The sequence below is a fragment of the Vogesella indigofera genome (assembly GCF_003633895.1).
GTDB lineage: Bacteria > Pseudomonadota > Gammaproteobacteria > Burkholderiales > Chromobacteriaceae > Vogesella > Vogesella indigofera.
Map to the genome: position 1 here is coordinate 72,793 of NZ_RBID01000013.1, position 17,907 is coordinate 90,699.

The following is a 17,907-nucleotide window of genomic DNA, read 5'->3' on the forward strand; positions in this document are numbered from 1 at the left end:
TTTCATTGGCTGTCTCCGTAGTTAAATGGATATAACAGCCCCCTCCTAAGGGGCAGTTACAGGTTCGATTCCTGTCGGGGATACCATCATCACCACCAACGCTACCGCCACCGGTAGCGTTTTGCTTATTACGGAAGCTTTCCCATGAACCTGCTGCAACGCCTTGGCCTGCTGATCATCCTCGGCATCATCCTGGCCACCGCCATCAACCACTTCACCCGCCCGCAGGCGCCAAGCGACGCCGGCCACAGCGCCAGCCAGCCGCAGTAAGCCGGCGATGCAGGCCCGCACCACCCTCGCCCATCTGCCGACCACGTTCGGCCCCTGGCCCGGGCATCCGCTGTACGACAGCATCGCGCGCTGGCGCGACGCCGCCGCGTGCCAGGCTTGGCCGCAACAGGCCGACTTCGACCGCCTGATCGAACACGCGCGCGCCTGCGGCCAACCTTTGCCGCCGCGGCAGCGCTTCCTGCGCGACGCCGACCCCGAGCTGTACTACGAGATGCACATCGGCAGCACCGGCGAGGTGCCGACGCGCGGCGACAACTGGCACGACTGGTTCAATGCGCTGTGCTGGCTGAGCTGGCCGCGCAGCAAGCTGGCGATGAATGCAAGACAGGTGGCGGCCATCAACGGCGACGAGTTCCGCCGAGGCCCGCGCCGCGATGCCGGCACGCTACTGGACGAAAGCGGCGTCATCGTGCCGTATTGCGATGCCGCGCTGGCGCAGGCGCTGCACGACATGCAGTGGCGCACGCTGTTTGTCGAACAGCGCGCGGCGTGGGGCACGCGCATCGGCGCCCACGTCATCGGCCACGCGCTGCTGGAACAGGGGCTGGCGATGCACATCGGCTGGTGCGGCAAGGCGCTGCTGCTGCCGGTGGAGGAAGGATTTTTCCGGCTGGATGGCGCGGAACAGGTGGACACGCTGGATAAAATGCTGGCGGCACGGCTGGCGGGCGACGACGACTTTGCCGCCAGCCCGCGCGAACTGCTGCCGCTGCCGCTGCTGGGCATCCCCGGCTGGTGGGACGCCAACCACGACGCGGCGTTCTACGACAATACGGCTTATTTCCGCCCGACGCGGCGCGCGAAATCGGCCACCGAGATCGCTTCCAGCTCGCCCATCATCGGCTGAAACACCTCGGCCAGCGCGGCGGCGATGTCGTCGTCGCACTCGCGCAGTTCCGGACGGTAGACAAACAGGCGGAAGAGGTCGGCCAGCGCGATCGCCTCCGCGCGCCGGGTCAGCACCCAGGTCTCGCGCTGGCCGCACTGCACGTAGCCGGCGGCGGCGAGGCGGTCCAGCACGTGGCCCAGCTCGTCGTAGCCGACCAGCACCTGCTGCCGCAGCGCTTCCGGCCGCAGTGCGCGGCCTTCGCCCTGCGCCTGGTCCAGCAGCACCAGCAGCTCCACCGCATCGAGGAAACGGCGCCGCGACTCGTTGCGCCGTTGCCAGGCGCGCCCCTCCCAGTACGACAGCGACGCGGTCAGCACCGCGCCGGTCAGCACCACCAGCCACAGGCAGAACAGCCACAACAGCAGCACCGGCAGGCTGGCGAAGGCGCCGTACACCAGCTGGTAGCTGGCGATCTCGCCGATGTAGAAGCCGAAGATCAGCTTGGTCACCTCCAGCATCAGCGCGGTGCACAGCGCGCCGAGCAGCGCGTGGCGACGCGGCACGTAGCGGTAGGGCACGATGCGGAACAGCAGCGCCAGCATCAGCGTCGCCAGCAGCAGGCCGCCGCCGAACTGCAGCGCCTCGTCCAGCAGCGTGGAGTAGCGCTCGATATGGGTGTACTTGAACAGCACGCGCCAGCCGAGCAGGCCGCCGCCCAGCGCCAGCGGCCCCAGCGTCAGCACCGTCCAGTACACCATGCTCTGCTGCAGCCACGGCCGCGCGCGGCGCACCCCCCAGATGCTGTTGAAGGTGCGCTCCACCGTCGCCATCAGCATCAGCGAGGTGGCGCCCAGCATCACGATGCCGGCGGCGGTGAGCTTTTCGGCGTTGTCGGCGAACTGGCGCATGTAGACGGTAATCACCTTGCCGGCGAATTCCGGCACCAGCGTCGACAGCAGCATCACCTTGAAGCGGGTGCTGTAATCGCCGAATACCGGGAATGCCGACATCACCGTCAGCGCGATGGTCAGCAGCGGCACCAGCGCCAGCAGGGTGGTAAAGGTCAGGCTGCCGGCCACTTGCAGCACGCGCTGCTGCGCCAGCCGCGCGGCGACAAAACGGGCAAAACCGGTCAGGGGCAGGGAGGTAAACGACACGATCATCCGATCAAACACGCTAGAATCCAGCAATTCGCCAATGTTAACCCATAGGAATCTTCATGCACGACATTCTGGTCTTGTACTACAGCCAGCACGGCGCCACCCGCGAGCTGGCCCGCATGATCGCCCGCGGCATCGACAGCGTCGACGGCTGCCGCGCGCGGCTGCGCACCGTGCCCAAGGTCTCCACCGTGTGCGAGGCCACCGCGCCGGCGGTGCCGGACAGCGGCGCGCCCTATGTCGAGAAACAGGACCTGCAGGACTGCGCCGGCCTGGCGCTGGGCAGCCCGACCCGCTTCGGCAACATGGCGGCGGCGATGAAGTACTTCCTCGACGGCACCGCGCCGGAGTGGATGCAGGGCACGCTCGCCGGCAAGCCGGCCTGCGTGTTCACCAGCAGCAGCACCCAGCACGGCGGCCAGGAGTCGACGCTGCTGTCGATGATGATCCCGCTGCTGCACCACGGCATGCTGCTGCTGGGCCTGCCGTTCACCGAGCCGGCGCTGAGCCACACCCGCACCGGCGGCACGCCCTACGGCGCCAGCCATGTCGCCGGCCACGACAACAACGTGACACTGAGCGAGGACGAGAAGCAGCTCGCCATCGCCCAGGGCCGCCGCCTGGCCGAGGCCGCGCGCAAGCTGGCCGCCTGATCGCGGCGCAAGGTTGGCCGCAAGCGTTGCGGCCAACCTTGCGCTGCCCGCCGCATTGCTCCACGCCTTATTTCTCCGCGCCTCACCTCGCCAGCCGCCCCCCTCCACCCCATATTTCCCGCCAAGCCGCGCCGGCAACGGAACCGCGCCCCCGGCCGCCGGTCAAATCGACGCGCAACGGCTGGACAAGCCCACCGTCCGCGCCCACAACAAATGGCCGCGCCCCGCCCGCCGCATGGCGTTCGGGGTCAACGCGTGCCTTATATTTTCTACACACAAGGAGTCATCAACACCATGGAACAGGCCCTCCCCTCGATCGGATCGCCTTTCTTTTACGCTGTCTTTTTCGTGGCCGTACTGCTCATGATCGCCGTCGACATGCTGGCACTGAAGCAGAGCGGCTCCCACAAGGTGTCGATCAAGGAAGCCGGCATCTGGTCGGCGATCTGGGTCGGCGTCGCCTGCAGCTTCGGCGGCTGGCTGTGGTGGTATCTGGCCAATGATCCGGCCTACGGCCCCGCCGTCGCCAACCAGAAAACACTGGAATACTTCACCGGCTACGTGATCGAAAAATCGCTGGCCGTCGACAACATCTTCGTGTTCCTGCTGATCTTCGGCTTCTTCAAGGTGCCGGTGGAGTACCAGCGCCGCGTGCTGCTGTACGGCGTGTTCGGCGCCATCGTACTGCGCACGGTGATGGTGTTCCTGGGCGCGGCGCTGGTAAAGGAATTCAGCTGGATCCTGTACGTGTTCGGCGCCTTCCTGCTGTTTACCGGCCTGAAAATGATGCTGCCGGAAAAAGAGGAAAAGGAAGACCTGACCAATAACGCGCTGCTGCGCTTCCTGCGCCGCCACATGCGCATTACCGACGACTACCACGGCGAAGCCTTCTTCGTGATGAAGAACGGCCTGCGCTACGCCACGCCGATGTTCCTGGTGCTGATGATGGTGGAGCTGTCCGACGTGGTGTTCGCGGTGGACAGCATCCCGGCCATCTTCGCGGTGACCATGGATCCGTTCATCGTGCTGACGTCCAACATCTTCGCCATCCTCGGCCTGCGCGCGATGTTCTTCCTGCTGGCGGATGTGGCGGACCGCTTCCACCTGCTGCGTTACGGTCTCGCCATCGTGCTCAGCTTCATCGGCGTCAAGCTGCTGATGCTGGAGTTCCTGCACATCCCGGTGGCGGTGTCGCTGGGCGTGGTGTTCGTGGTCATCATCGGCTCGGTGATCGCCTCGCTGCTGTTCCCGAAAAAAGCCGCCTGACCCGGCTGTGCCTGCGGCCAACCTTGGCGTCACAAGGTTGGCCGCAGGCTTTTTCACCCTTCCCCGCCGCCACGACCGCCACTCCCCACTCGCGGCAGGCCGGCTCTCGCGTATGATTTGGCGTGGCACAGCGAACATTTTTCGCAAAAATGATGCCGACATCCTACAAAGGATGTGAACACCGCCCGAACCCGTGACCCCTTGCCCGCGCCAGAGCCAGACATGCACAAGCCCCGATTGCCCGCCAACGAGCACGACCGCCTGGCCGCCCTGCAGCGCCTGGGCGTGCTGGATACGCCGCCCGCCGCCGAGCTGGACCGCCTCACCCGGCTGGCGCAGCGCGTGTTCAAGGTCAAGACCGTGCTGGTGACGCTGGTCGACGCCAAGCGGCAGTGGTTCAAGTCGCGCGTCGGGCTGGACGTCAGCGAGACGGCGCGCGACATCTCCTTCTGCGGCCACGCCATCCTGCAGCCACAGGCGCTGCTGGTCGCCGATGCGCGGCAGGATCCGCGCTTTGCCGACAACCCGCTGGTAACGGCGGCACCGCACATCGTGTTCTACGCCGGGCAGCCGATCTTCTCCCACGCGGGCCACGCGCTGGGCACGCTGTGCCTGATCGACGACCAGCCACGGCAGCTCGACGACGGTGAACTGCAGACGCTGCAGGACCTGGCGCGCATGGTGGAGCAGTATTTGTGGGGGCTGGAAGCGGCGCACGACTTGCAGCAGCTGCAGGCCGAACTGGAGCAGCGCGTGCAGCAGCGCACACAGGAGCTGGAGACCACGCTGGCGCGGCTGCACCAGGAAATCGCGCAGCGCAACGCCTACGAAAGCGCGCTGCTGGCGGAGAAGGAACACTTCCACGCCACGCTGGAAAACACCACCGACGCCTTCATCGAGATCGACGAGCAGGGGCTGGTGGTCGGCTGGAACCGCGCCGCGGAAACCACCTTCGGCTGGACGCGGGAGGAGGCCGGCGGCCAGCTGCTGGCCGAGCTGATCATCCCGCCGCCGCTGCGTGCCGCCCACCACGCCGGCCTGTGCCGCTTCGTGCGCACCGGCCAGCCGCGGATGCTGGGACAGCGCGTCGAGGTCAGCGCCTGCCGCAAGGACGGCAGCACCTTCCCGATCGAGCTGACGCTGAGCGCGATCCACAGCCAGGGGCGGATGCTGATCAACGCCTTCCTGCACGACATCTCGCAGCGCAAGGCCGACGAGGCCGAGATCCTCGACAGCCGCGCCCGCATCAAGATGATCACCGACAATGTGCCGGCCATCATCGCCTATATCGATACCGGGCTGCACTACCGCTTCGTCAACCTCGGCTACGAGAAATGGTTCGGCTGGAAGGCGGAAACCATCACCGGCAGCAAGGTTGCCGACGTGCTCGACGCCGCGGTGTACGCGGTGGCCTGCCCGCATTTCGACAAGGTGCTGCGCGGCGAGCAGAGCGAATACGAAGTGCTGATGCCCAGCCTGCACGGCAAGATCTGGGTCCAGATCACCCTGATCCCGCACTACAACCCGCAGCGGCAGCAGCAGGGGTTCTACGTGCTGGGCGTGGACATCACCGAACGCAAGCAGCTGCAGGACCAGCTGCAATTCGAGGCCTACCACGACTCGCTGACCGGATTGCCCAACCGCCGCGCGCTGATGCAAAGCCTGCGCGAGGCGATGGCCCGCAGCCGCCGCAGCGGCAACAGCATGGCGCTGCTGTTTCTCGACCTCGACGGCTTCAAGGCGCTCAACGACAGCCACGGCCACGACTTCGGCGACATGGCGCTGCAACGCTTCGCCCGCGAACTGCGCGGCGCGGTGCGCGAAACCGATAGCGCCGCCCGCCTGGCCGGCGACGAATTTACCGTGATCCTGGAAAACCTGGTGCAGCCGCAGCAGGACAGCGCGCTGGTGGCCGGCAAGCTGTTGCAGCAGATCGCCGCCATCCACAGCATCGCCGGCGTGGCGGTCACCCTGTCCAGCAGCATCGGCATCGCCCTCTACGACGGCCGCCACGACAGCAGCGCCAATACCCTGCTCAATGCCGCCGACAAGGCGATGTACCAGGCCAAGCGCGCCGGCAAGAACGGCTTTGCCTTTTACGGCGACACCACGCCATGACGCGGCGGGGCCAGTGGCGGTCGCCGGCGCTTCTGGCATAATCGCTGGCACCACCGCCTTGATCCGGCGTTGCCGCCACCGCAACCGGCAGCCCACCGCTGCCACCGGATCCAGCACCGCCGGAGCCGTTGTCATGCTGCACTACCTGCCAGATTCACTCTACGTTCGCAATCGCCTGACCCAGAGCAGCGATCTCGAAATCTGGCTCAGCGCCGGAGAAAAGCAGCGCCGCCAGGCGCGCGCGCGCAGCCATTTCCACGACCCGCAGCCGGTGTGCCCGCCACAGCACGAACAGGACCCGTTCCTGGCGCTGCCGTGGGCCTATGCCCAGCTACAGTGGCTGACCACCCGCCTGCTCGACCACGACGACAGCGAACAGCAGCTGCGCGCGCTGGCCGGCAGCCTGCGCCGGCTGGCCAATCACGCCCCGGAGGCCACGCTGGCCGCCGGCCTGCTGCTGCCCTACGCCCACTACGCGCACGCCCATGCCGTACATGTCGCGCTGCTGGTGGCGCGGCTGACGCAGCGGCTGGCACAGCCGGAGGCCGAGTGCGAATCCCTGGTCTGCGCCGCGCTGACCATGAATATCGCGATGGTCAACCTGCAGCAGCAGCTCAGCCACCAGGCCGAGGCGCTGTCCTCGCTGCAGGCCAAGCAGCTGCACCTGCACCCGCTGGCCAGCTCCGCCATGCTGCGCGAGGTCGGCATCGATGACGAGATCTGGCATCTGGCGATTCTGGAACATCATGAACAGTGGAACGGCAAGGGCTATCCGTTCGGCCTCGGCCGCAGCAAGATCAGCCCCGGCGCCCACCTGCTGCATGTCGCCGATGTCGCCATGGCGCGGCTGCACCCCCGCCACTACCGCCGCCCGCAGCTGCCCAAGAGCGCGATGGTGCAGCTGTTCCAGCAACGCGACACGCTGGCCGACGCCAAGCTGGCCGATTGCCTGATCAAGGAGGTCGGTCTGTATCCGCCGGGCAGCTTCGTCAAGCTGGAGCAGGGCGACACCGCCATCGTGGTGCAGCATGGCGACGACATCACCACGCCGCTGACCGTCCGCTTCGGCCGTGACACCAATATCGTGCCGACGGCAAGCCGTATTGCCAGCCCGGCACAAATGACGGTCGAAGCGCGCCACCTGCCGGCACTGGCCAGGCTCTGGCAGTGCCGGGTCGATAGCCCGGCGGGCTAGACGGCGACAGACAGGAAAAGAGGAGTAGTACGGAGGACAGCCGGGGCATGTTACTGAGCAAGCGCGCCACCGCAGGACGCGCAGAAAAACAAAAAGCCCAGTCTGATGACTGGGCTTGATGTCTGTATTCTTGGTGGGTCGTGCGGGATTCGAACCTGCGACAAACGGATTAAAAGTCCGCTGCTCTACCAACTGAGCTAACGACCCCCGAGAGAACGAAACTATACCGAAGCCGATTTTTCGCGTCAAGATTTTCTTGGCCGATAATTTGAAATTTGTGCTATCCGCCAATATTCCGTAGCAAAACACACGCAAAAACAATTTTTGCGTCAAGGGCTTGAAAGAACTTCCGCGGCCACCCATGTCAAATAAGCCGGCAAGCCGGCCGCCAGCGGCAGCACGACGATCTCCGGCACCTCGTAGGGATGCAGCTGCAACAAGCGCGCCTGCAGTGCCGGATAGGCCGCCGCGGTGGTCTTGATCTGCAACGGCACCTCGCTGGCGTTTTCCAGCTTGCCCTGCCAGCGATACACTGAGCGGCACGGCGCCATGATATTGACGCAGGCGGCGAGTTGCTCGCCGACCAGCGCCTCCGCAATTTGTTGTGCCAGTGCCGCATCCGGCACATTGCACAGCACCATGATCACTTCCATCTGGATACCTGTTTTATGCGTGCGTTTCTGATCGTATTGTTGCTGTACCCGTTTGCCGAGATCTTCTCGCTGATCACGCTGGCCGACGCCATCGGCGGCGGCTGGACCATCGCCTGGCTGCTGTTCACCGTGCTGCTCGGCGTGGCGATGATGCGTAACAGCAAGCTGGCCAGCCTGCTGACCATCGGCTCGGTGCTCAAGCAGGGCCAGGTGTCGCTGCTCGCCCTGCTGTGGCCGCTGCGCGTGATGCTGGCCGGCCTGCTGTTTGCCATTCCCGGCCTGATCAGCGACGTGCTGGCCCTGCTGCTGATGTTGCCGTGGCGCGGCCCGTCGCTGGCGAACATGGCACCGCCGTCGCCACCGCCCACCGCGGATGGCAGCGCCGGCGGCGACATCATCGAAGGCGAGTACCAGCGCGTCGACAAGACCGTCGATCCCAATTCACGGCTGCATTAAGGCCTGTAGACGGGCCAGTGCCGTGGCGGCATCGATGCCGCGGATGGCGACGATCTTGTGGCGGTTGCGCTCGCCGCTGAGCAGTGTCACCGACGACTTGGACACCGCCAGCGCCTGCGCCAGCCACAGCAGCAGCGCGGCATTGGCCTTGCCCTCCACCGGCGGTGCGGCCAACCTGATCTTCAGCGCGTCGCCGTATTCGCCGGCCAGTACCGTCTTGCGCGCGCCGGGCTGCAGATGCAAGGTCAGCCGGATACCGTCCGGCTGCGAAGTTAACCAGGGGTTCATGGCCTGCCCCACGTCAAAAAAGGCTATTGTAAATCGGGCGTATACTGCAACGACACCCATAAAAGACAGGAGATCACCATGGATATTGGAATCAGCGAACAGGATCGTACCCGCATTGCAGAAGGCCTGTCGAAACTGCTGGCCGACACCTACACCCTGTATCTGAAGACCCACTATTTCCACTGGAACGTCACCGGCCCGATGTTCCAGACGCTGCACCTGATGTTCGAACAGCAGTACAACGAACTGGCGCTGGCCGTCGACCAGATCGCCGAGCGCATCCGCGCGCTGGGCCACGTCGCCCCCGGCAGCTACGGCGACTACGCGCGCCTGACCTCGATCGCCGAAAGCCAGGGCGTGCCCAAGGCGCAGGACATGATCCGCGAGCTGGTGCAGGCGCACGAGACGGTCTGCCGCACCGCGCGCTCGCTGTTCCCGGTGACCGAGCCGGCCCACGACGAACCGACCGCCGACCTGCTGACCCAGCGCCTGCAAGTGCATGAAAAGACGGCATGGATGCTGCGCAGCCTGCTGGAAAGCTGAGGCCGCGGCGCGCGTGATACACTGCCGCAAAGTGTAACCGCACGCTCACCATGACACGTTTCACACCTACGCCAGCGCCACCGGACAAATCGCTGTTTCATGCCGCGATCCTGGTGTCGCTGGCGCTGCATTTACTGCTGCTGCTTGCCGTCGGCCGGCATGGCCTGCCACGCATTCCCTCATGGCAGCCGGCGGCGCTGCAAGTCACGCTGCTGGCGACGCCGCCGGCCAGCACCCCGCCGCCGCTGGCCACGCAACTGGCGCAGCACGACAGCCAGGCCGGCAGCGCCGCTCCGGCCGCCAAGCCAGCGCCGGCGGCAGTCGCCACTACCACCGCTGCCACCAGTGTCAGGGCCACGCAGGCACCGGCCGCTCCCAAGGCCGAGTCCACCGCAGTGCTCAGCCGTGCACAGTCCGGCTACACCACACCACCGCCCGCCCCGGAAGCGGCGCCGCGCAGCGCCCAGGACTGGCTGAGCCAGGCGCGGCAGCTGGGCAGCAACGCCAATGCCGCTGGCGGCGAAGCGCAGGACAAGGCCAAGGCGGTGTTCGGCGTCAGCGCCACCGGGGTCAGCTGGGCGCGCTACGTCGAGGACTGGCGCCTGAAAATCGAACGCATCGGCAAACGCAACTACCCGGCAGAAGCGCGGGCGCAAAACCTGTACGGCAGCCTGGAGCTGGCGGTGGTGATCCGCGCCGACGGCGCGCTGCAGGAAGTGCGCCTGCTGCGCAGCTCCGGCCACGCGGTGCTGGACCAGGCCGCGCAGAACATCGTGCGCATGGCCGCCCCCTACGCCCCGTTCCCGCCAACGTTGGCCGCAGAATTCCGCAGCCTGGAGGTGGTACGCAAATGGAGCTTCACCACCGCCAACCAGCTCTCCGCCAATTGATACAGGATCCACCATGTTTGAAGTCAATCGCAGCGTCGTCATTCTGAAACCGCGTCAGCCGTTCGCCGACTGGCTGGGCAGCCTGCCCGGCGCCCCGGCCGTGGCGCTGGACGAGCTGCGCCGCAACGGCAATGCACTGCTGATCCCGCACGTCGACGACGTCGACCCCGCCGATTTCCTCGCCGAGCACTACCACACACTGTTCAGCGCCGAGCTGGCCGACTGGTGCGAGGACGACACGCTGTGGCCGCCGACGCTCAGCGCGGCGCTGTTCATGGACTGGTTCGACATCGACATCCACCCGGTACTGACCGATCTGGTCAGCAGCCCGCTGGCACGCGAGGCGTTCCAGCCGTTTGATCTGGATAGTCAGTAAGCGCCGGCGCCGGCTGCTCACCGCCGGCACGGCAACAAAAACTGACACCACCTTGCCGGCAACGGCACTCCCACACGAAGGGGCAATCATGATTCACAGTACCAGCATCAAGGTCCGCGGCTATCACCTCGACCTGTACAGCCACGTCAACAATGCGCGCTACCTCGAGTTCCTGGAAGAAGCGCGCTGGACCTTCTTCGAGGAATGCGCCGACCTGCCGGCCTTTCTCAGCTCCGGCATCGCGCTGATCGTGGTCAATATCAACATCGACTACCGCTACCCGGCGACCATGAACGACCAGCTGGCGATCGAGACCGCGGTCAAGTCGGTCGGCAACCGCAGCGCGGTGATCCACCAGTGTGTGAAGCTGGCCGGCAGCGACACCGTGGTGGCCGAGGCCGACGTCACCTTCGTCGCGTTTGACGGCAAGCAGAACAAGGCGGTGGCGATCGAGGGTAAACTGCGGGAACTTCTGACCGGGCTGCAACACCAAGCCTGATCCTCACCGCCTTCGCAACAGGACAGACTCAGTCATGAAAAAATGGATACTGGCACTGGTCGGCATCGCCGTACTCGCCATCGTCGCCTACCTCGCGCTGTTCAACAAGCCGCAGGCGCCGCAAGTCCACTACACCAACCTGTCGGGCCAGACCGCCAGCACCGACAGCCTGAAAGGCAAGGTGGTGCTGGTCAACTTCTGGGCCACCAGCTGCAGCGGCTGCATGGCCGAAATGCCGAAACTGCGCGCCACCCACGAGAAGTACGCGCCGCAAGGCTACGAAACCGTGGCGGTGGCGATGAGCTACGACCCGCCCAACTACGTGCAGACCTACGTCAAGGACACCGCGCTGCCCTTCTTCGTGACGCTGGACAGCAGTGGCAGCATCGCCAAGGCCTTCGGCGAGGTGCAGCTGACCCCGACCTCGGTGCTGATAGACAAGCAGGGCAATATCATCAAGCGCTATGTCGGCGAGCCGGACTTCACCGAACTGCACCAGCTGATCGAGCAGAACCTGAAGGCCTGATCGCGCAGGCCGCAAAAAAGCCGTTGCCATCTTTCGATGGCAACGGCTTTTTTCATGCCGCCGCTAGTGGCTAACGTTGGCCGCACACCGGGCAATCCGGATCGCGCGGCACCTTCAGCTGGCGGAAGCTGCCGTCCAGCGCGTCGTACAGCGTCAGCTGTCCCAACGCAGGACGACGCCCGGCCAGCAGCTTGATCGCCTCCACCGCCTGCAGGCTGCCGATGACACCGACCAGCGGTGCCAGTACCCCGAAGGTGGCGCACGGCCCGTCGCTGGCCTCACCCTCGTCCGGAAACAGGCAGTGATAGCACGGCGACGCGTCGTCGCGCACGTCGTACACCGCCAACTGCCCGCTAAAGCGCACCGCGGCACCGGACACCAGCGGCACCCTGGCCGCCACACAGGCGCGGTTGATGGCGTGGCGGGTGGCGAAGTTGTCGGAGCAGTCCAGCACCAGATCGTGCGCCGCCACTTCCGTCACCAGCCGCTCGCCGGCCAGCCGCTCGGCCAGCAGCCGCAACTGCACGTCCGGATTGATGGCGGCCAACCTTGCCGCCGCCGAATCCACCTTGCGCTGCCCCAGCGTGCCCATATCGTGGATGATCTGCCGCTGCAGGTTGGTCAGCTCAACGGTATCGTCGTCGACCAGCGTCAGCTGACCGACACCGGCACTGGCCAGATACAGCAGCGCCGGCGCGCCGAGGCCACCGGCGCCGACCACCAGCACCCTTGCGGCCAGCAGGCGCTGCTGGCCGTCGATGTCGATTTCCGGCAGCAGGATGTGCCGGCTGTAGCGCAGCAGGGCTGCGTCGTTCAGTTCTTGCGTCATGATGCAAAAATGGCCGCAAACGCGGCCATCTCCCTTGATCTTGATTCAGGTTTTATTCTTCCACACCCTTGCGGCTGAACTTGACGCCCAGCTGCTTCAGCTTGCGGTAGAGGTGGGTGCGCTCGAGGCCGACCTTTTGCGCCACCCGGCTCATATTGCCGTTTTCCAGCACGATGTGGTACTCGAAATAGCGCCGTTCCAGCTGTTCGCGCAGTTCGCGCAGCGGCAGGCTGAAGTCGAAACCGGTTTCTTCCGCCGGCTTGTCGTGGCGGAACTGCGCCAGCACCTTGTTCACTTCCGGCGCGTCCAGTTCGCCGGATTCGGCGGTCAGCGCCAGGCTCTTGATGATGCTGCGCAGCTGCTCCAGGTTGCCCGGCCAGTCGTACTGGCGCAGCGCGTTCAGCGCCGCGGTGGTCAGCTTGCGGCTGGGCACCTGCTTCGACTCCACCAGCTCGTGCAGGATCTGCTCGGCGATCGAGGTGATGTCCTCCGGGTGCTCGCGCAGCGCCGGGATCGGCACGATCACGCTGGACAGCGCGGTCAGCATGCGGTTGTCGCACTCCGGATCGACCAGCAGCTCCTGCAGCGGACGGCTGCAGGAACAGATCAGCCGCACATTGAAGCGATCGAGCTTGGACAGCAGGAACAGCAGGCCCTGCTGCGTGCGGCGGCTGTACTGGCCGATTTCCGGCAGGAACAGCACGCCGTTATTGGCCTTCTGCAGCAATTCCAGCGGCGCGTCGGCCAGTTGCTCCACCTTGGCCGGGGTCACCCACGGCGTATTGCCCTGGTGGAAAAAGCGCGCCACCAGCTCGAAGCCGGCGCCGGATTCACCGGTCAGCAGCACCGGCGACTTCAGTTTCGATACCCGCTCCAGCTGCTTCTTCAGCTCCTGCACGGTTTCGCTCTTGCCCATCTTGTCGAGATTGAGCGAGGTATTGGCCTGCATGTCGCCGTATTTCAGCGCGCGCTGCACCGTGGTCAGCAGTTTCTGCAGGGCAATCGGTTTTTCGAGGAAATCGAAGGCACCGATGCGCGTTGCCTCAACGGCGGTGTCGATGCTGGCGTGACCGGACATCATCACCACCGGCATGTTCAGTTGCCCGGATTTGGCCCACTCCTTGAGCAGGGTGACGCCGTCACAATCCGGCATCCAGATATCCAGCAGCACCAGCGCCGGTCGGGTCTGGTTGCGCAATTGACGAGCCACTTCGGCATTTTCAGCCAGCGCGACGGTATAGCCTTCGTCCTGCAAAATCTCCGAGAGAAGCTCCCGGATACCGATCTCGTCATCAACAATCAGAATATCGCTGCTTCGCATTAAGCCTCCAGCAAGGGCAGGGTGAGAAGGATGCGCGCACCGCCGCTCTGTGCATTGGCAAGGGTGATCTGTCCATGGTGTTCCTCCACTATCTTTTTCACCACGGCCAGTCCCAATCCTGTCCCCTTGGCCTTGTTGGTAACATAAGGCTCAAACGCACGGGGAAGGATGTCCGGACTGAAGCCAACACCGTTGTCCTCTACGCAGACGAGCACGTTCCTTCCTTCTAGTCGGGTGCTAATTTGAATCATCGGGATGTCAGCGTCAAGGATTGCATCTTGTGCGTTCTGCAAAAGATTGTGCAGCACCTGACGCAGCAAAGCCGCGTCCCCCATGACTGGCAAGGCTTGCAGGCTTAAATCCACCTTCAGCGCGGGGTTACTTTCGTACAGCACCAGCACCTCGCGCAGCAGCGTATTCAGCTCCAGTTTGACCAGTTTGATCTTCGGCGCCCGCGCATAATCGCGGAAAGCGTCGACCATGCCCTTGAGCGCGGTCACCTGTTTGATGATGGTATCGGTGGCGCGCTTCAGCATCTCGGCGTCCGACGGCTGCAGCTTGTCGGCCAGTTTCATCGCCAGCCGTTCCGCCGACAGCTGGATCGGCGTCAGCGGGTTGCGGATCTCGTGCGCCAGCCGTTTCGCCACCTCGCCCCACGCCGCGTCGCGCTGCGCGCGGCCCAGTTCGGTGATGTCGTCGAACACCACCACGTAGCCGGTGGCCGGCTGTTCCGGCAGGATGGCGCCGCGCGCCACCAGCTGCCGCGGCCCTTGGGCACCAAGGTAGTCGATCTGCTGCTGCCAGTCGTGCGGATTGGTGGTCGCCGCCTCGCGCAGGATGGTCTCCACCAGCGGCGACAGTTCCGGGCGCAGCACCGGCCACACCTGCAGCTCGTGGCCGGACAGCTCGCCGAAGTCGACGCCGAGAATGCGCGAGGCACTGGTGTTGGCCGCACGCAGCTGCCAGTTGTAGTCGAAGGCGATCACCCCGGTCGACAGGTTGGCGAGGATGCTCTCCAGGTAAAGCTTGCCCGATTCCAGCAGGCGCCGGCTCTCGTCGGCGGTCAGCCGCGCCTCGTCCAGCTGCTGCGTCATGCGGTTGAACATGGTGGTGAGGATGCCCAGCTCGTCCTTGCGGTACACCGGGTGGCGCTTGGAAAAGTCGCCCTGCGCCACCGCGCGGGTGCCGGCGGCCAGCTCCGACAGCGGCGCCGACAGCCGCTCGGAGATGAACAGCGCAAACGCCAGCGCCGCGGTCAGCGCCAGCAGGAACACCAGCGCCAGCGTCAGCATGTAGAAGGTTTTCAGGCCGTCGCGCGACAGCACCAGCTGCCGGTACTCGGCGCGTGCGTCCTCGATCAGCTCCGCATCGCGGGCGATGTCCACCGGCGCCGGCTGGATGATCTGGATGATCTGGGTCTGGTCGTTGACATAGCTGCGGTACGACAGCAGCACCTTCAGCTCCAGCGTGCCGTCGGGATCACTGTCGATGATCTCGTGGCTCTTGCGCTGGCGCAGGCTGCGCAGCACGTCCGGATCCGGCGCCCGCGGCAGGTAGCGCACGTCATCCGGCCCGGCAAAGCTCAGCAGCCGCCCCTGCTGGTTGTAGACCGCGATCTCCTGCACCCCCAGCTGTTCGCGCATGCGCAGCAGCTGGCTGTTGAGGCTGTGGTCGCTGTAGTCGGCGATGTCGCGTGCCACCAGCCGCGACTTGCGGCTGAGATCGGACAGCACGAAGCCGAGCGCGTTGCGCCCCAGCTCCAGGCCGCGGTCGAGCGCGTTTTCCACCTCGACGTTGAACCAGCTCTCGATACTGCGCGTCAGGAACTGCGCGGAAACGGTGAACACCAGCATGCCGGGCAGCAGCGCGATCAGGGTGAACATCACCACCAGCTTCTGCGTCAGCTTGGCGCCGAACTCGCGGCTCTTCACCCGCCGGCGCAGGCGCAGCATCTGCCGCGCCACCACCGCCAGCAGGCCAACCAGGCCGAAGGCGTTGAGGCCGAACACCCACCAGTAGTATTCCGCCAGCTTGGAGGTATTGCCGGTGGAAATTGCCAGCAGGTACAGCAGCACGAAGCCGAAGGCGGTGGCGATGACGGGATAGCGCATCAGTTGCCTCCTGACGGGGCGATGCCGTTCCAGCCGGAATCCATCGCCCAGTCATCGGCGCCCAGCGCGTTGAGCTGGAACGGGCGCGGCAGCTGGCCGAGGTCCAGCTCCAGCCGCAGCCGGCCGCGCAGCTGCTGCTGTTCCGCCGGCGACCAGTCGGCGATGTCCATCACCTTCCAGCCGGCGATGCTGCCGACCGCGGCCAGCGCCTCGTCGAGCGAGGTGTAGTTCTTGGACAGGCCGCCGATGGTGACGCGGTAGCGGCCGGTGAGGCCGTAGTGGCTCAGCTTGAAGCTGAGGCTGGCGGTCGGCTCGAACCAGCGCGACAGCTGCAGCCAGTAGGCCGAGCTGCGCGGTCGCGTCAGCTCGAAGGTCAGACGGAAGGTCAGCGGCACGCCCTGTTGCAGCGCCTGTTGCAGCATGGCGGGCAGGGTGATGCGGTAACGGCTGGCCACGCTGAGCGCGCCGTCCTGCGCCTCCAGCTGCAGCCGCTGTGCCACGATGCCGTCGGCGGCGTGGCACAGCCCGGCCTGCGCCAGCAACAGCAGGCTGGCGAGCAGTAGCAGCTGTTGCTTAAGCTTTTTCCAGCAGCGCGTAATAGAAACCGTCATGGTCTGCCGAGGGCAAGAGTTGTTCGGAGCCGGCCAGGCGTGCATCCGGATGACGCTGCAGGAAGGCGTCCAGCTGTTGCTGGTTCTCTTCCGGCATGATCGAGCAGGTGGCGTACAGCATCTTGCCGCCCTTGGCCAGCAGCGGCCACAGCGCGTCCACCATCGCCGCCTGTTGCTGGCCCAGCGCGGCGAAATCGTCCGGCCGGCGCAGCCACTTGATGTCCGGATTGCGCCGCACCACGCCACTGGCCGAGCACGGTACGTCGGCGAGGATGCGGTCGAACGGTACGCCGTCCCACCAGCTGTCCGGCTTGGCGGCATCGGCTGCGGCCAACGTGGCCGTCAGCTGCAGGCGCGCCAGGTTCTCGGCCACCCGTTCCAGCCGCGTCGCGTCGATGTCCAGCGCGGTGAGCTGAATATCGGCCAACTCCAGCAAATGACCGCTCTTGCCACCGGGGGCAGCGCAGGCATCCAGCACCCGCATGCCGTCGGCGATATCCAGCCGCAGCGCCGCCTGTTGCGCGCCGAAGTCCTGCACCGACACGCGGCCCTCGGCAAAACCCGGCAGGTCGCGCACATTGCACGGTGCATCCAGCTTCACCGCGTAGTCGCCGAGCGCCTTGGCGCCGCGACCGGACGCCTGCAGCGCCTCGACATAGCTGGCGGCGGTGCCGTGGCGGCGGTTGATGCGCAGCGTCATCGGCGGATGGCGGTTGCTCTTTTCCAGGATGTCGGTCCAGCGCGTCGGATAGGCGGCGCGCACCTTCTGCACCCACCAGCGCGGGTGGTTGTAACGCGCTTCGTTGTCGGCCTGGGCATCGGCCAGCAGCTGGTCCTTGTTGCGCAGGAAGTTGCGCAGCACGCCGTTGACCAGCCCCTTGAGGCGGCCGGCGGCCAGGTCCTGCGCCAGCGTCACCGCCTGGTCGACCACCGCATACGGTGCGGCACGGGTATGGATCAGCTGGTACAGCGCCACCAGCAGCAGGCGCTCGACATCCACCGCCGGCAGCGGCTTGGGCACCAGTGCCCGCAGGATGAAGCGCAACTGGCCGAGATTGCGCAGGCTGCCGTAGGCAATGTCCTGCAGTGCGCCACGCTCGCCGGGCGTCAGGGTCTCGCTGCGCTGGATATTGCCCAGCGCCTCGGTCAGGGTACGCCCTTCTTCTACACGCGCGATGATGCCCGCGGCCAACTCCTGGATTCGATGCATGTCAGTCTGGTTCTTTCCAATGAAACCGGCCACCGTTCGCACAGGGAACGGTGGCCGTTTTAAATAATGGTGCAATGATACC

The 17,907-nt window shown here is 65.6% G+C and carries 20 protein-coding genes and 2 tRNA genes; 13 read left to right on the forward strand and 9 right to left on the reverse strand.

Going from position 1 to position 17,907, the window contains the following annotated elements:
- Positions 1-11 precede the first annotated feature (11 nt).
- The 3 genes from C8E02_RS06470 (at position 12) to C8E02_RS06475 (ending at position 1,138) form a co-directional block, all read left to right on the forward strand.
- Positions 12-86, forward strand: a tRNA-Arg gene (locus C8E02_RS06470).
- A gap of 58 nt (positions 87-144) precedes the next feature.
- Complete coding sequence (locus C8E02_RS17725) at positions 145-270, forward strand: hypothetical protein (RefSeq protein WP_272768380.1); 126 nt, start codon at positions 145-147, stop codon at positions 268-270.
- Positions 271-277: 7 nt separating this feature from the next.
- The gene (locus tag C8E02_RS06475; RefSeq protein ID WP_120810158.1) at positions 278-1,138 is read left to right on the forward strand and encodes a DUF3025 domain-containing protein; all 861 of its coding nucleotides are present in this window, start codon (positions 278-280) and stop codon (positions 1,136-1,138) included.
- Here C8E02_RS06475 and C8E02_RS06480 read toward each other — a convergent pair.
- Positions 1,069-2,295 carry a YihY family inner membrane protein gene (locus tag C8E02_RS06480; RefSeq protein WP_245961089.1) on the reverse strand — a complete coding sequence of 409 codons (1,227 nt, stop codon included), beginning with the start codon at positions 2,293-2,295 and terminating at the stop codon, positions 1,069-1,071. The two genes, C8E02_RS06475 and C8E02_RS06480, sit on opposite strands and share 70 nt — an antisense overlap.
- Before the next feature lie 44 nt (positions 2,296-2,339).
- Between C8E02_RS06480 and wrbA the strand changes: the two genes are divergently transcribed.
- The 4 genes from wrbA to C8E02_RS06500 all read left to right on the forward strand — a co-directional run bounded on the left by wrbA (position 2,340) and on the right by C8E02_RS06500 (position 7,512).
- A complete protein-coding gene (gene wrbA, locus C8E02_RS06485) occupies positions 2,340-2,933 on the forward strand; it encodes an NAD(P)H:quinone oxidoreductase (protein ID WP_047966602.1) in 594 nt (197 codons plus the stop codon).
- A 294-nt stretch (positions 2,934-3,227) separates the two neighbouring features.
- Positions 3,228-4,199: a TerC family protein gene (locus tag C8E02_RS06490; protein WP_120810160.1), complete on the forward strand. Its 972-nt coding sequence runs from the start codon at positions 3,228-3,230 to the stop codon at positions 4,197-4,199.
- Between the two features lie 222 nt (positions 4,200-4,421).
- The gene (locus tag C8E02_RS06495; RefSeq protein ID WP_120810161.1) at positions 4,422-6,317 is read left to right on the forward strand and encodes a sensor domain-containing diguanylate cyclase; all 1,896 of its coding nucleotides are present in this window, start codon (positions 4,422-4,424) and stop codon (positions 6,315-6,317) included.
- Positions 6,318-6,450: 133 nt separating this feature from the next.
- Complete coding sequence (locus C8E02_RS06500) at positions 6,451-7,512, forward strand: HD-GYP domain-containing protein (RefSeq protein WP_170152118.1); 1,062 nt, start codon at positions 6,451-6,453, stop codon at positions 7,510-7,512.
- A 131-nt stretch (positions 7,513-7,643) separates the two neighbouring features.
- Here the strand turns inward: C8E02_RS06500 and C8E02_RS06505 are convergent.
- Together C8E02_RS06505 and cutA are read right to left on the reverse strand one after the other, a co-directional pair.
- A tRNA-Lys gene (locus tag C8E02_RS06505) sits at positions 7,644-7,719 on the reverse strand.
- A gap of 122 nt (positions 7,720-7,841) precedes the next feature.
- Positions 7,842-8,165 carry a divalent-cation tolerance protein CutA gene (cutA, locus tag C8E02_RS06510; RefSeq protein WP_120810163.1) on the reverse strand — a complete coding sequence of 108 codons (324 nt, stop codon included), beginning with the start codon at positions 8,163-8,165 and terminating at the stop codon, positions 7,842-7,844.
- A gap of 15 nt (positions 8,166-8,180) precedes the next feature.
- Between cutA and C8E02_RS06515 the strand changes: the two genes are divergently transcribed.
- Positions 8,181-8,621: an FxsA family protein gene (locus tag C8E02_RS06515; RefSeq protein WP_120810164.1), complete on the forward strand. Its 441-nt coding sequence runs from the start codon at positions 8,181-8,183 to the stop codon at positions 8,619-8,621.
- On the opposite strand, the gene C8E02_RS06520 is transcribed toward C8E02_RS06515, so the two are convergent.
- Entirely contained in the window at positions 8,607-8,909 is a 303-nt protein-coding gene (locus C8E02_RS06520) for a DUF167 domain-containing protein (RefSeq protein ID WP_120810165.1), read from the reverse strand. The two genes, C8E02_RS06515 and C8E02_RS06520, sit on opposite strands and share 15 nt — an antisense overlap.
- A gap of 78 nt (positions 8,910-8,987) precedes the next feature.
- Between C8E02_RS06520 and C8E02_RS06525 the strand changes: the two genes are divergently transcribed.
- The 5 genes from C8E02_RS06525 (at position 8,988) to C8E02_RS06545 (ending at position 11,743) form a co-directional block, all read left to right on the forward strand.
- Positions 8,988-9,452 (forward strand): Dps family protein, encoded by a 465-nt coding sequence (locus tag C8E02_RS06525; RefSeq protein ID WP_120810166.1) that lies wholly within the window; start codon positions 8,988-8,990, stop codon positions 9,450-9,452.
- Between the two features lie 50 nt (positions 9,453-9,502).
- Positions 9,503-10,342, forward strand: a complete 840-nt coding sequence (locus tag C8E02_RS06530) for an energy transducer TonB (protein ID WP_120810167.1) — start codon at positions 9,503-9,505, stop codon at positions 10,340-10,342.
- A gap of 13 nt (positions 10,343-10,355) precedes the next feature.
- Positions 10,356-10,718: a VacJ gene (locus tag C8E02_RS06535; protein ID WP_120810168.1), complete on the forward strand. Its 363-nt coding sequence runs from the start codon at positions 10,356-10,358 to the stop codon at positions 10,716-10,718.
- 88 nt (positions 10,719-10,806) lie between these two features.
- On the forward strand, positions 10,807-11,217 hold the full coding sequence (locus tag C8E02_RS06540; protein ID WP_047966611.1) for an acyl-CoA thioesterase: 411 nt from the start codon (positions 10,807-10,809) through the stop codon (positions 11,215-11,217).
- A 34-nt stretch (positions 11,218-11,251) separates the two neighbouring features.
- Positions 11,252-11,743, forward strand: a complete 492-nt coding sequence (locus C8E02_RS06545; RefSeq protein WP_047966612.1) for a peroxiredoxin family protein — start codon at positions 11,252-11,254, stop codon at positions 11,741-11,743.
- Between the two features lie 70 nt (positions 11,744-11,813).
- On the opposite strand, the gene C8E02_RS06550 is transcribed toward C8E02_RS06545, so the two are convergent.
- The 5 genes from C8E02_RS06550 to rsmB are packed head-to-tail and all read right to left on the reverse strand — an operon-like array spanning position 11,814 to position 17,825.
- Positions 11,814-12,572 (reverse strand): HesA/MoeB/ThiF family protein, encoded by a 759-nt coding sequence (locus C8E02_RS06550; protein WP_120810169.1) that lies wholly within the window; start codon positions 12,570-12,572, stop codon positions 11,814-11,816.
- 52 nt (positions 12,573-12,624) lie between these two features.
- Positions 12,625-13,893 (reverse strand): sigma-54-dependent transcriptional regulator, encoded by a 1,269-nt coding sequence (locus C8E02_RS06555; protein WP_120810170.1) that lies wholly within the window; start codon positions 13,891-13,893, stop codon positions 12,625-12,627.
- On the reverse strand, positions 13,893-16,004 hold the full coding sequence (locus C8E02_RS06560) for a sensor histidine kinase (RefSeq protein ID WP_120810171.1): 2,112 nt from the start codon (positions 16,002-16,004) through the stop codon (positions 13,893-13,895). The genes C8E02_RS06555 and C8E02_RS06560 overlap by 1 nt, the downstream gene beginning before the upstream one ends.
- A complete protein-coding gene (locus C8E02_RS06565; protein ID WP_120810172.1) occupies positions 16,004-16,615 on the reverse strand; it encodes a DUF4390 domain-containing protein in 612 nt (203 codons plus the stop codon). Before C8E02_RS06565 ends, C8E02_RS06560 begins: the two co-directional genes overlap by 1 nt.
- Positions 16,578-17,825: a 16S rRNA (cytosine(967)-C(5))-methyltransferase RsmB gene (rsmB, locus tag C8E02_RS06570; RefSeq protein WP_120810173.1), complete on the reverse strand. Its 1,248-nt coding sequence runs from the start codon at positions 17,823-17,825 to the stop codon at positions 16,578-16,580. The genes C8E02_RS06565 and rsmB overlap by 38 nt, the downstream gene beginning before the upstream one ends.
- Positions 17,826-17,907: the final 82 nt, after the last annotated feature.